This window comes from Streptomyces sp. NPDC021225, assembly GCF_044332865.1.
GTDB lineage: Bacteria > Actinomycetota > Actinomycetes > Streptomycetales > Streptomycetaceae > Streptomyces.
Genome location: NZ_JBIRPV010000017.1, coordinates 1 through 12,460, shown reverse-complemented (window position 1 = coordinate 12,460; position 12,460 = coordinate 1). Strand labels below are relative to the sequence as shown.

Here is a 12,460-nt window from a genome sequence, read left to right as displayed (position 1 = left end):
CGACGTATGAGCCGCTCGGCCCCGGTAGGGTGGCCGCCGCGCGTGCGGTGCCGTGCGCCGCTCCACAGCGAACAGGGGGCCATAAAGGTGAGTACGTCCGCTACGACCGGCTTCTGCAGGGTGACCGTGGTCGCGCCTGACAGTCGGATCGATGTGGCTCTTCCGGAGGACATCGCCGTCGCCGACGTCTACCCCGAGATCCTCCGCCTGACCGGACAGACCCAGCCCGTGGGCGCCCCCACCGGCTACCACCTCGTACGCCGCGACGGCACCGTCCTGGACGGCTCGCTGTCGCTGGGCGCCCAGCAGGTGCTCGACGGCGAGCTGCTGTCCCTGCGTCCCTTCGCCGAGTCGCTGCCGCCCGCCGTCTACGACGATGTGTCGGACGCCATCGCCTCCGCCGTCACCCGCGACCGGACCCTGTGGAGCGACGGGTACCTGCGCGCCTTCGGGCTGTTCGGCGGCTCCCTATTGCTGGTCCTCATGGGCTTCGTGCTTTGGTTCGCCGATCCGCTCAAACATGACATGCACGGTCTGCCGGGCATCATCGCCGCCGCCGTCGCGGTGCTGCTCGCGGCCCTTGCGGGGGTACGGGCGCGGGTCTACGAGGATCGCGCCTCCGCGATCGCGCTCGGCCTCGCTGCCCTGCCACACGCCATGATCGCGGGCTCGGGGCTGCTCCCCCTCGACCCGGGCGAGGGCATCGGCCGCCTCCAGTTCCTGCTCGGCTGTGTCGCCGTCCTCGTCGTCTCGGTCGCCCTGGTGGTCGCCATGCCCACCGGCGACGCCCCGTTCGTCGCCGCGGTCTTCGCGTCGACCGTCGGCACCCTCGCCACCTTCTGCGCGATCCTCACCGAGGTCAGCCCCACGGAGACCGCCGCGGTGTGCGCCGCCGTCGCGATCGGCGCCGTCGCGTTCCTGCCGGGCCTGTCGGCGCGCGTCGCCCGCCTGCCCATCGGATACGCCGCGCCGCGCTCGGCGGCCGAGGACGACGAGTTGGACTCCGGGTCCGCGCCCGCCCCCGAGCCCGTCGACGCCGACCGCATCGCCGCCCAGGCCCGCCGCGGCCACGAGATGCTGCTCGGCCTGGTCGGCGGCTGCTCCGCCATCGTGGTCGGCGCCTCGTCCGTGCTCGGCTTCGCCGACAACGTCTGGGGCCAGGTGCTCGCCCTCGTCTCCGGCCTCGCGATGCTGCTGCGCGCCCGACTCTTCCGCTACACCGCCCAGGTCGCCGCCGTTCTCTCCGCCGGCCTGATCGGCCTGGGGCTGCTCGTCCTCGGGCTGTCCCTGAACCCGCCGGCCGACGCCATGTTCAAGCTGCTGGTCCAGCACGACAGCGGCCCGCTGGACGTCCGTACGATCTGGCTCGCCGCCTCCGTCACGGCGGGCGCCGCGCTGATCACCGGCATTGCGCTGATCATTCCGAAGAAGGGGCTCTCGCCTTTCTGGGGCCGCTTCTCCGACCTGGCCGAGAGCGCCCTGCTGCTCTCCCTGGTGCCCCTCGCCCTGGCCGTGCTGGACGTCTACAGCTCCGCGCGCAGCCTGACCAGCGGGTGATGCGCGGCCTGACCAGCGGGTGATGCGCGGCCTGACCAGGGGATGTAGGTCGGCGGTCAAAGGGGTGGCCGTCGGCTGGTAGGGTGTGCGACGGCCGTTTGTGTACGCGCCCCCGGAGCTCTCGTACGAGCACTCTGGAGACAGCGCCCAGCGGACCTCGCCTCCCGAGTCACGGAAGCTCCCCTGAGACCAAGACCAGGGGCACTCGGTGGCCGAACAGAAGAACCTGAAGGAGTACCGCGTGTCGCTCGACGCCGCTACGAAGAAGCAGATCATGTCCGAGTTCGCCACCAAGGAGGGCGACACCGGTTCCCCCGAGGTCCAGGTCGCGCTGCTCTCGCGCCGCATCTCCGACCTGACCGAGCACCTCAAGACCCACAAGCACGACCACCACTCCCGTCGTGGTCTGCTGCTCCTGGTCGGCCAGCGCCGCCGCCTGCTCCAGTACCTGGCGAAGAAGGACATCACGCGCTTCCGTGCGCTGGTCGAGCGCCTGGGTATCCGCCGCGGCGCGGCGGGCGCCAAGTAAGACGCCGTGGCAGGGAGCGGTTCCCGGGACAGGGGACCGCTCCCTTTGCCGTACGTGCCGCGGACTGGCGGCCGTACGCGCCACAGAACCGCTGCCGCACGGGCGGCGGAACCCGCGCGGCGCGCCGCGCACCGGGACCGGCCGCCGTCCGCGCACCTCGCCCACCGTCGGCACCGATATCCACAGCCGTCGTGAGGACGGGCGAAGCTTTGTAGTCTGGTCCCAACAACGTCACAACGAACGAGGAGGAGCGCCTCATTCCCGTGGCACCGGCGCCATAGGAGCCGGTCCTCGGTAGTGGCTCCCGGAACTGGCAATTCCGGTAGCTTCGATCGAAGACCGGCCCGGCCGCCGGAGCAAGGCCAGGGGCGCTGCTCCACCACCGTTCCTCCGTCACACGGACGAGGGACGCAGAAGAGGAGATTTTCCTGGTGGAGAACGAGACCCACTACGCCGAGGCCGTCATCGACAATGGCGCCTTCGGCACCCGCACCATCCGTTTCGAGACGGGCCGCCTGGCCCGTCAGGCCGCCGGCTCCGCCGTGGCCTACCTGGACGACGACACCATGGTGCTGTCGGCCACCACCGCATCCAAGAACCCCAAGGACCAGCTCGACTTCTTCCCGCTCACGGTCGACGTCGAGGAGCGGATGTACGCCGCCGGGCGCATCCCCGGTTCGTTCTTCCGTCGTGAGGGCCGCCCGTCCGAGGACGCGATCCTCACCTGCCGCCTGATCGACCGCCCGCTGCGCCCGTCCTTCAAGAAGGGCCTGCGCAACGAGATCCAGATCGTCGAGACGATCATGGCGCTCAACCCCGACCACCTCTACGACGTGGTCGCGATCAACGCCGCCTCCTGCTCCACGCAGCTGGCCGGCCTGCCCTTCTCCGGGCCGATCGGCGGCACCCGGGTCGCCCTGATCAAGGGCCAGTGGGTGGCCTTCCCGACCCACTCCGAGCTCGAGGACGCCGTCTTCGACATGGTCGTGGCCGGCCGCGTCCTGGAGGACGGCGACGTCGCGATCATGATGGTCGAGGCCGAGGCCACCGAGAAGACCATCCAGCTGGTCAAGGACGGCGCCGAGGCGCCGACCGAGGAGGTCGTGGCAGCGGGCCTCGAGGCCGCGAAGCCCTTCATCAAGGTGCTCTGCAAGGCCCAGTCGGACCTCGCCGCCAAGGCCGCCAAGCCCACCGGCGAGTTCCCGATCTTCCTCGACTACCAGGACGACGTCCTGGAGGCGCTCACCGCCGCCGTCCGTGACGAGCTCGCCCAGGCGCTGACCATCGCGGGCAAGCAGGAGCGCGAGACCGAGCTGGACCGCGTCAAGGGCCTGGCCGCCGAGAAGCTGCTGCCGCAGTTCGAGGGGCGCGAGAAGGAGATCTCCGCCGCGTACCGGTCGCTGACCAAGGCCCTGGTGCGCGAGCGCGTGATCAAGGAGAAGAAGCGCATCGACGGCCGCGGCGTCACGGACATCCGTACGCTGGCCGCCGAGGTCGAGGCGATCCCGCGGGTCCACGGCTCGGCGCTGTTCGAGCGCGGCGAGACCCAGATCCTGGGCGTCACCACGCTGAACATGCTCCGCATGGAGCAGCAGCTGGACACGCTGTCGCCCGAGACCCGCAAGCGCTACATGCACAACTACAACTTCCCGCCGTACTCCACCGGCGAGACCGGCCGCGTCGGCTCCCCGAAGCGTCGCGAGATCGGCCACGGCGCGCTGGCCGAGCGGGCGCTGACCCCGGTGCTGCCGTCGCGCGAGGAGTTCCCGTACGCCATCCGCCAGGTCTCCGAGGCGCTCGGCTCCAACGGCTCGACCTCCATGGGGTCGGTCTGCGCCTCGACCATGTCGCTGCTGAACGCCGGTGTGCCGCTGAAGGCCCCGGTCGCCGGCATCGCCATGGGCCTGATCTCCCAGGAGATCGACGGCGAGACCCACTACGTCACCCTCACCGACATCCTCGGTGCGGAGGACGCCTTCGGCGACATGGACTTCAAGGTCGCCGGCACCAAGACGTTCGTGACCGCCCTCCAGCTGGACACCAAGCTGGACGGCATCCCGGCGTCCGTGCTGGCCGCGGCCCTGAAGCAGGCCCGCGACGCCCGGCTGCACATCCTCGATGTGATGAACGAGGCCATCGACGTCCCGGACGAGATGTCGCCGAACGCGCCGCGGATCATCACCGTCAAGATCCCGGTGGACAAGATCGGTGAGGTCATCGGCCCCAAGGGCAAGATGATCAACCAGATCCAGGAGGACACCGGCGCGGACATCACCATCGAGGACGACGGCACGATCTACATCGGTGCCGCCGACGGCCCGGCCGCCGAGGCCGCCCGCACCACCATCAACGGCATCGCCAACCCGACGATGCCGGAGGTCGGCGAGCGCTACCTGGGCACGGTCGTGAAGACCACCACCTTCGGTGCCTTCGTCTCCCTGCTCCCGGGCAAGGACGGCCTGCTGCACATCTCGCAGATCCGCAAGCTCGCCGGCGGCAAGCGCGTGGAGAACGTCGAGGACGTGCTGAAGGTCGGCGCCAAGGTCCAGGTCGAGATCGCCGAGATCGACCAGCGCGGCAAGCTCTCGCTGATCCCGGTCATCGAGGACGAGGCGGGCTCGGACGCGAAGGACGCCAAGGACGAGCCGAAGGACGAAGCCGCCCAGTGACGTCCCGTGTTCACGCGGCGACGGCCCGCCCCTCCTCGGAGGGGCGGGCCGTCGCCCGTACCCAAACGCTTCTCAAGGGCGAGAACGGCATCGGGACGGTCCGCAGGACCACGCTGCCCGGGGGCCTGCGCGTCGTCACCGAAACCCTGCCGTCCGTGCGCTCGGCCACCTTCGGGATCTGGGCACACGTCGGCTCCCGCGATGAGACCCCGGTGCTCAACGGCGCCACCCACTACCTGGAGCATCTGCTCTTCAAGGGCACCCGGCGGCGCACCGCGCTCGACATCTCCTCCGCCATCGACGCGGTCGGCGGTGAGATGAACGCCTTCACGGCTAAGGAATACACCTGCTACTACGCGCGGGTGCTCGACACCGATCTGCCACTGGCCATCGATGTCGTCTGCGACATGCTGACCGGCTCGCTGATCGACGCCGCGGACGTGGACGCCGAGCGCGGCGTCGTCCTGGAAGAGATCGCGATGACCGAGGACGACCCGGGCGACTGTGTGCACGATCTGTTCGCGCACACCATGCTCGGCGACACTCCCCTCGGCCGCCCGGTCCTCGGCACCGTTGACACGGTCAACGGGCTCAGCCGCGACCAGATCGCCCGCTTCTACAAGAAGCACTACGACCCCACCCACCTGGTGGTCGCCGCCGCGGGCAATGTGGACCACGCCGCGGTCGTCCGCCAGGTGCGCAAGGCGTTCGACAAGGCGGGCGCCCTGTCCCGTACGGACGCGGTCCCCGTCGCCCCGCGCGACGGCACCCGCACTATCCGCGCGGCCGGTCGCGTCGAGGTGCAGGGCCGCAAGACGGAGCAGGCGCATGTCGTCCTCGGCATGCCGGGGATCGCGCGCACCGACGACCGGCGCTGGGCCCTCGGCGTCCTCAACACGGCGCTCGGCGGCGGCATGAGCTCCCGCCTGTTCCAGGAGGTGCGGGAGAAGCGCGGGCTCGCCTACAGCGTCTACTCGTACACCTCGGCCTTCGCCGACTGCGGCCTGTTCGGCGTCTATGCGGGCTGCCGCCCGAGCCAGGCGCCGGACGTCCTCAAGATCTGCCGTGACGAGCTCGACCACGTCGCCCAGCACGGGCTCACCGACGAGGAGCTGCGGCGCGCGGTGGGCCAGCTGAGGGGCTCCACGGTGCTGGGCCTGGAAGACACCGGCGCGCTGATGAACCGCATCGGCAAGAGCGAGCTGTGCTGGGGCGACCAGATGTCGGTGGACGACATGCTGGCCCGGATGGCGGCCGTCACCCCGGACGAGGTGCGCGAGGTGGCCCGCGATGTACTGGGGCAGCGTCCTTCGCTGTCCGTCATCGGCCCGCTGAAGGACAAGCAGGCGGCGAGCCTGCACGAGGCCGTCGCCTAGCCCGGCGGCCGCGCAAGAGCGCACGATCAGCACGATCTTCAGGTAGCAGAGGGAAGCGAACGATGAGCAAGCTGCGCGTGGCCGTTCTCGGCGCCAAGGGCCGGATCGGCTCCGAGGCCGTACGAGCCGTGGAAGCCGCCGAGGACATGGAGCTGGTCGCCGCGCTCGGCCGGGGCGACAAGCTGGAGACGATGGTCGAGGCGGGCGCCGAGGTCGCGGTGGAGCTGACCGATCCCGACTCGGTGATGGGCAATCTCGACTTCTGCGTCCGGCACGGCATCCACGGCGTCGTGGGCACCACCGGCTGGACGGACGACCGCCTGGCGCTGCTGCGGGGCTGGCTCGAGGCCGCGCCGGGCACCGGTGTGCTCATCGCGCCGAACTTCTCCATCGGCGCCGTGCTGACCATGCGGTTCGCCCGGCAGGCCGCCCGCTTCTTCGAGTCGGTCGAGGTCATCGAGCTGCACCACCCGAACAAGGCGGACGCCCCCTCGGGCACCGCGGCCCGCACCGCGCAGCTGATCGCGGAGGCCCGGGAAGAGGCGGGGTGCGCGCCGCAGCCGGACGCGACGAGCACGGCGCTGGAGGGTGCCCGCGGCGCCGATGTGGACGGGGTGCGGGTGCACTCGGTGCGGCTGCGCGGGCTCCTGGCCCACCAGGAGGTACTGCTGGGCGGCGAGGGCGAGACCCTCACCATCCGCCATGACTCCACACACCACAGCAGCTTCATGCCCGGCGTGCTGCTGGGGGTGCGCCGCGTGGTGTCCGCTCCCGGCCTGACCCTCGGCCTGGAACACTTCCTCGATCTGGACTGAGACAAGCGGTGCGCGCAAAGATCACGTATTTCGTCCTCGCGGCCGTCCTGGTCGTGTACTTCGTCCTGGTCGGCAGCCGGGGCGTCCTGCTCATCGAGCAGGGCACGCCGCTGACCGTGGCCTTCGGCGCTGCCGTGCTGGTGCTGCCGGTCATCGGCGGCTGGTTCCTGTGGAAGACCACGGTGTTCGCGCGCAGCGCGAACCGGCTGGCCCGCGAGCTGGAGGCCGAAGGCGGCCTCCCGGTCGACGAGCTGGTACGGACGCCCGGCGGGCGGATCGACCGGGACTCCGCGGACGAGGTCTTCGCCAAGCGGCGGGCCGAGACCGAGGAGTCGCCGGACGACTGGCGCTCCTGGTTCCGGCTGGCCGTCGCCTACTACGACGCGCGTGACACGGTGCGCGCCCGCAAGGCGATGCAGCGCGCCATCGCCCTGCACGACGGCCGGCCGGTGCGGGCCCAGGGCTGACCCCGGGCCCGGTGGCTCAGCGCCCGGTGCCGCCGGCTCAGCGGTACCGGGCCGCCGAGCCCTCGATCGCGTCGGCCGCCATGGCGAAGGACTCGGGGCGGCCGAGGAAGTCGGCGCTGTGGTCGGTGACGGCCACCCGGGGGGAGGAGCCTCCCGCCACCTCGATGAGCACCGCCTGTCCCTGGACGCTTCGCGGCAGCCCCAGCCACCGCACCGGCTGCTGGGTCGTGCGTATCGCGGTGATCTGCGACCAGCGCATCGTCGTGGCCGAGAAGAGGCCCGTCAGCCGCAGCCCCTCCTCGTCCATCCACACGCCGGCCCGCACCAGTCGGACGGCGCACACGATCACCAGCGCGGCGACCGCCACACACACGCCCGCGGCGGGCACCGAACCGGCGAGGGCGATGATCATCGCCGAGAACAGCACATACGAGGCGAGCAGCAGCAGGAGCGCGGCTCCGCCGACCCTCCAGGGACCCGGCCGGTACGGGCGCCGCCTGCGGCCCGGGTCCTCGTAGGGGAGGGCCGCTCCGGCCTCCGGCCCCTCGTCGTCAAGGGCGCGGTCCGCTGTCAGGAAGGGCAGGGGCACGAATGGTCCTCACTCACACACATGTCCGGATGGGCCTGTGGTGGGTGAGGCTATCCCAGGGACTCAGCGTCCGTCCGACGCCTCCGACTGCTGCGTCTGGTGCGTGGTCCGCGGCCCGCTCTCGAGCGCGGGCAACCCGAACATCAGCGAGCCCACGAACCCGGCGACGATCGTGAGGGTGATGAGGGTGCGGCCCGCTAGCTGCGACGGGGTGGCGCGGGGGCGGGGCGGCGGGGTGACATTGCTGCGGAACCGGTCGGCTTCAGCGACGAAGGCGAAGGGCACGGACTCGCGCCGGCGGAACATGATGGGGGCTCTCCTTGGAACCTCGAACGTGGGCACTTCAGTAGGTAGGACGCATGAACGGGTGGTGAGGTGCCCTTTTTCATCGACTTCTGTTGAGATTTTCAGGGTTGTGACCGGTCGGAGGGGATGTCGGTGGCGGCCCGTAAGCTGGGCGAGCCCTGAGCGAGAAAGACATGGAAGGACCCGCCGGTGACCGATATCCCCGCCGAGAGCGAGAAGGCCAGTTTCCGCAGCGACGTGACCGTCGAGCTGGTCAAGCACAGCGCGGCCGACTCCGATGTGCTGTGGGCCGCCCGGGTGTCCACCGCCGGTGAGCAGTCCCTCGAAGAGCTCACCAAGGACCCGGAGCGCTCCAAGGGGCTGATCAACTACCTGATGCGGGACCGGCACGGCAGCCCCTTCGAGCACAACTCGATGACCTTCTTCATCAGCGCCCCGATCTTCGTCTTCCGCGAGTTCATGCGGCACCGCGTGGGCTGGTCGTACAACGAGGAGTCCGGTCGCTACCGCCGGCTCGAGCCTGTCTTCTACATCCCCGGGGAGGCCCGCAAGCTGGTCCAGCAGGGCCGTCCGGGCAAGTACGAGTTCGTGGAGGGCACCCAGGCGCAGCACGAGCTGACCGGCCGCGTGATGGAAGACGCCTACCGCCACGCGTACGAGGCGTATCGGGAGATGCTGGCGGCCGGAGTCGCCCGTGAGGTGGCCCGCTCCGTCCTGCCCGTGGGCCTGTTCTCCTCCATGTACGCGACGTGCAACGCGCGCTCGCTGATGCACTTCCTCGGTCTGCGCACCCAGCACGAGCAGGCCGCGGTGCCCTCCTTCCCGCAGCGGGAGATCGAGATGGTGGGCGAGAAGATGGAGGAGTTCTGGGCCGGGCTGATGCCGCTCACCCACGCAGCCTTCAACGCGAATGGACGCGTCGCCCCGTAGCGCTCCCTGGACACTCCTCGGATACTCCCCGGACGGGCCATGCGTGAGAGGTGTCCGTATTGCGGCGTTTCGTGAAGTTCATCTAGGCTGAACAAACGGATCCGGCACTGCCTGAACCCCCGAGCAGGCAGTGCCGGGTCCCATACCGCCGCCCCCGGTCGCCGCCCCGAGCGAGCACGGCGAGGCGCGCTACGAGTAGCGTGGGACCCATGGCACCGACATCCACATCGCAGACCCCCTTCGGGCGGGTGCTGACCGCCATGGTCACGCCATTCACCGCTGACGGCGCGCTCGACCTCGATGGCGCTCAGCGGCTCGCCGCCCACCTGGTGGACGCCGGCAATGACGGCCTGATCGTCAACGGCACCACCGGTGAATCCCCGACCACCAGCGATGCGGAGAAAGCCCAGCTCGTACGAGCCGTGGTGGAGGCGGTCGGCGACCGCGCCCATGTCGTGGCAGGAGCAGGCACCAACGACACCCGGCACAGCGTCGAGCTCGCCCGTGCCGCCGAGCAGGCCGGCGCCCATGGCCTCCTGGCTGTCACGCCGTACTACAGCAAGCCCCCGCAGGAAGGCATCTTCCGGCACTTCACCGCCATCGCCGACGCCACCGACCTGCCGGTCATGCTCTATGACATTCCCGGCCGCAGTGGTGTGCCGATCAGTACCGAGACCATCGTGCGGCTCGCCGAGCACCCGCGCATCGTCGCCAACAAGGATGCCAAGGGCGACCTCGGCCGTGCCAGCTGGGCCATCGCGCGCTCCCGACTGGCCTGGTATTCCGGCGATGACATGCTGAACCTGCCACTGCTGTCCGTCGGTGCCGTCGGCTTCGTGTCCGTGGTCGGCCACCTCGTCACTCCCGAGCTGTGCGCGCTGCTCGAAGCCCACACCTCGGGCGACGTGGCGAAGGCCACCGAGATCCACCAGAAGCTCCTCCCGGTCTTCACCGGGGTGTTCCGCACTCAGGGCGTCATCACGACGAAGGCCGCGCTCGCCCTTCAGGGCCTGCCGGGCGGGCCGCTGCGCCTGCCGCTCGTGGAGCTCACCGCCGAGGAAACGGAGCAGCTCAAGCGCGATCTGGCTGCTGGCGGGGTACAGCTGTAAACAGAGGCGATTTTCGCAACTTCGTACTTCACAAGTTCATACAGACACATCAAGCAAGTGCACGAATGTCACGCGCGCCATGTGCCCCACGGGGGCACGTGGCGTGTGTGGTGAGGAGAGTCTTTTGAGTCATCCGCATCCTGAACTCGGCCCTCCGCCGAAGCTCCCCGAGGGGGGACTGCGCATCACCCCGCTCGGCGGGCTCGGCGAAATCGGCCGCAACATGACGGTCTTCGAGTACGGCGGCCGGCTGCTGATCGTCGACTGCGGAGTGCTCTTCCCCGAGGAGGAGCAGCCCGGAGTCGACCTGATCCTGCCGGACTTCACGTGCATCCGGGACCGTCTCGACGACATCGACGGCATCGTGCTCACGCACGGCCACGAAGACCACATCGGCGGCGTCCCGTTCCTGCTCCGCGAGAAGCCGGACATCCCGCTGATCGGCTCCAAGCTGACCCTCGCCCTGATCGAGGCGAAGCTCCAGGAGCACCGCATCCGCCCGTACACGCTCGAGGTGGAGGAGGGGCGGCGCGAGCGGATCGGCCCCTTCGACTGCGAGTTCGTGGCGGTGAACCACTCCATCCCGGACGCCCTCGCCGTCGCCATCCGCACCCCGGCCGGCATGGCCGTGCACACCGGCGACTTCAAGATGGACCAGCTGCCGCTCGACGGCCGCCTCACGGACCTGCCCGCCTTCGCGAAGCTCGGCGAGGAAGGCATCGACCTTCTGCTCTCCGACTCCACGAACGCCGAGGTCCCCGGCTTCGTCCCGCCTGAGCGCGACATCTCCGGCGTGCTGCGCCAGGTCTTCGCCGACGCGCAGCGGCGGATCATCGTCGCGAGCTTCGCCAGCCATGTGCACCGCATCCAGCAGATCCTCGACGCGGCCCATGAGTACGGGCGCCGGGTCGCCTTCGTCGGCCGCTCGATGGTCCGCAACATGGGCATCGCGCGCGACCTCGGCTATCTGCGGGTACCGGCCGGGCTCGTGGTCGATGTGAAGACGCTCGACGATCTGCCGGACGACGAGATCGTGCTCGTCTGCACCGGTTCCCAGGGCGAGCCCATGGCCGCGCTGTCCAGAATGGCCAACCGCGATCACCAGATCCGGATCGTCCAGGGCGACACGGTGATCCTGGCGTCCTCGCTCATCCCTGGCAACGAGAACGCGGTCTACCGCGTGATCAACGGCCTGAGCCGGTGGGGCGCGACGGTGGTTCACAAGGGCAACGCCAAGGTCCATGTCTCCGGGCACGCCTCGGCCGGGGAGCTGCTGTACTTCTACAACATCTGCAAGCCCCGGAACCTGATGCCGGTGCACGGCGAATGGCGACATCTGCGCGCCAACGCCGAGCTGGGCGCGCTGACCGGTGTGCCCAAGAACCGCTGCGTCATCGCCGAGGACGGGGTGGTGGTCGACCTGGTCGACGGCATCGCGAAGATCGTCGGCAAGGTGCAGGCGGGCTATGTGTACGTCGACGGACTCTCAGTCGGCGACGTCACGGAGAGCTCGCTCAAGGACCGCCGCATCCTCGGTGAGGAGGGCATCATCTCGGTCTTCGTGGTCGTGGACAGCACGACCGGCAAGATCGTGGGCGGCCCGTACATCCAGGCGAGGGGCTCCGGTATCGAGGACTCCGCCTTCTCCGCGGTCATCCCGAAGATCGAGGAATCCCTGGCCAAGTGCGCCTCGGACGGCATCGCCGAACCGCACCAGCTACAGCAGCTGATGCGGCGCTCGGTGGGCAAGTGGGTGTCCGACAGCTACCGCCGGCGCCCCATGATCCTGCCTGTGGTCGTCGAGGTCTGACGCCGGCTCAGCGCCCGCCCGGCGCCTAGCCACGAGCGGGGCTCCCCGATTTGCATCCGGGAGCCCCGCTCCAGTACGTTTACGGCTCCGCCAGAAGGGGAACCCCGAGCACTCAGCGTGCGAGGGAGGACCCGGAAGGCGGGTGGGAATCCGGCTCAGAGAATTCTGATAAAGTCGGAGACAGCCGAAAGGCAAAGGCCACTCCAATGGCCACCAGAAATGGGAATTCGGACCGGGAACGGACCGGAAAACGGATCTGGTAAGGTTGGAAACACCGAAGGGAAGCGCCCGGAGAAACCGGTG

11 protein-coding genes are annotated in these 12,460 nt (G+C 69.7%); 9 read left to right on the top strand and 2 right to left on the bottom strand.

What is annotated here, in order from left to right:
* The first annotated feature begins 87 nt into the window (after window positions 1-87).
* From eccD to ACH4S9_RS42130, 6 genes are all read left to right on the top strand, one after another.
* Window positions 88-1,557 (top strand): type VII secretion integral membrane protein EccD, encoded by a 1,470-nt coding sequence (gene eccD / locus ACH4S9_RS42155; RefSeq protein ID WP_311727696.1) that lies wholly within the window; start codon window positions 88-90, stop codon window positions 1,555-1,557.
* Window positions 1,558-1,798: 241 nt separating this feature from the next.
* Window positions 1,799-2,086, top strand: coding sequence for a 30S ribosomal protein S15 (gene rpsO / locus ACH4S9_RS42150; RefSeq protein ID WP_030288085.1), 288 nt, complete (start codon window positions 1,799-1,801; stop codon window positions 2,084-2,086).
* 431 nt (window positions 2,087-2,517) lie between these two features.
* Window positions 2,518-4,755 (top strand): polyribonucleotide nucleotidyltransferase, encoded by a 2,238-nt coding sequence (locus ACH4S9_RS42145; RefSeq protein WP_311727695.1) that lies wholly within the window; start codon window positions 2,518-2,520, stop codon window positions 4,753-4,755.
* Window positions 4,752-6,131, top strand: coding sequence for a pitrilysin family protein (locus ACH4S9_RS42140; protein WP_352135243.1), 1,380 nt, complete (start codon window positions 4,752-4,754; stop codon window positions 6,129-6,131). The genes ACH4S9_RS42145 and ACH4S9_RS42140 overlap by 4 nt, the downstream gene beginning before the upstream one ends.
* A gap of 62 nt (window positions 6,132-6,193) precedes the next feature.
* Window positions 6,194-6,946, top strand: a complete 753-nt coding sequence (gene dapB / locus ACH4S9_RS42135; protein ID WP_311727693.1) for a 4-hydroxy-tetrahydrodipicolinate reductase — start codon at window positions 6,194-6,196, stop codon at window positions 6,944-6,946.
* Between the two features lie 8 nt (window positions 6,947-6,954).
* Window positions 6,955-7,413, top strand: coding sequence for a tetratricopeptide repeat protein (locus ACH4S9_RS42130; protein ID WP_358847787.1), 459 nt, complete (start codon window positions 6,955-6,957; stop codon window positions 7,411-7,413).
* Between the two features lie 37 nt (window positions 7,414-7,450).
* Here ACH4S9_RS42130 and ACH4S9_RS42125 read toward each other — a convergent pair whose 3' ends face one another.
* Window positions 7,451-8,002 carry a hypothetical protein gene (locus tag ACH4S9_RS42125; protein WP_311727691.1) on the bottom strand — a complete coding sequence of 184 codons (552 nt, stop codon included), beginning with the start codon at window positions 8,000-8,002 and terminating at the stop codon, window positions 7,451-7,453.
* Window positions 8,003-8,065: 63 nt separating this feature from the next.
* Window positions 8,066-8,308, bottom strand: a complete 243-nt coding sequence (locus tag ACH4S9_RS42120) for a hypothetical protein (protein WP_311727690.1) — start codon at window positions 8,306-8,308, stop codon at window positions 8,066-8,068.
* A 189-nt stretch (window positions 8,309-8,497) separates the two neighbouring features.
* Between ACH4S9_RS42120 and thyX the strand changes: the two genes are divergently transcribed.
* The 3 genes from thyX to ACH4S9_RS42105 all read left to right on the top strand — a co-directional run bounded on the left by thyX (window position 8,498) and on the right by ACH4S9_RS42105 (window position 12,157).
* Window positions 8,498-9,238: an FAD-dependent thymidylate synthase gene (gene thyX / locus ACH4S9_RS42115; RefSeq protein ID WP_398376958.1), complete on the top strand. Its 741-nt coding sequence runs from the start codon at window positions 8,498-8,500 to the stop codon at window positions 9,236-9,238.
* Window positions 9,239-9,447: 209 nt separating this feature from the next.
* Entirely contained in the window at window positions 9,448-10,347 is a 900-nt protein-coding gene (dapA, locus tag ACH4S9_RS42110; RefSeq protein ID WP_311727688.1) for a 4-hydroxy-tetrahydrodipicolinate synthase, read from the top strand.
* A gap of 124 nt (window positions 10,348-10,471) precedes the next feature.
* Window positions 10,472-12,157: a ribonuclease J gene (locus ACH4S9_RS42105; protein WP_311727687.1), complete on the top strand. Its 1,686-nt coding sequence runs from the start codon at window positions 10,472-10,474 to the stop codon at window positions 12,155-12,157.
* The last annotated feature ends 303 nt before the right edge of the window (window positions 12,158-12,460 follow it).

What these genes read in the sequence shown, in the direction of transcription:
- dapB (WP_311727693.1), top strand. Translation starts at nt 6,194, where the DNA reads ATGAGCAAGCTGCGCGTGGCCGTTCTCGGCGCCAAGGGCCGGATCGGC.
- ACH4S9_RS42120 (WP_311727690.1), bottom strand. Translation starts at nt 8,308, where the DNA reads ATGTTCCGCCGGCGCGAGTCCGTGCCCTTCGCCTTCGTCGCTGAAGCC.
- dapA (WP_311727688.1), top strand. Translation starts at nt 9,448, where the DNA reads ATGGCACCGACATCCACATCGCAGACCCCCTTCGGGCGGGTGCTGACC.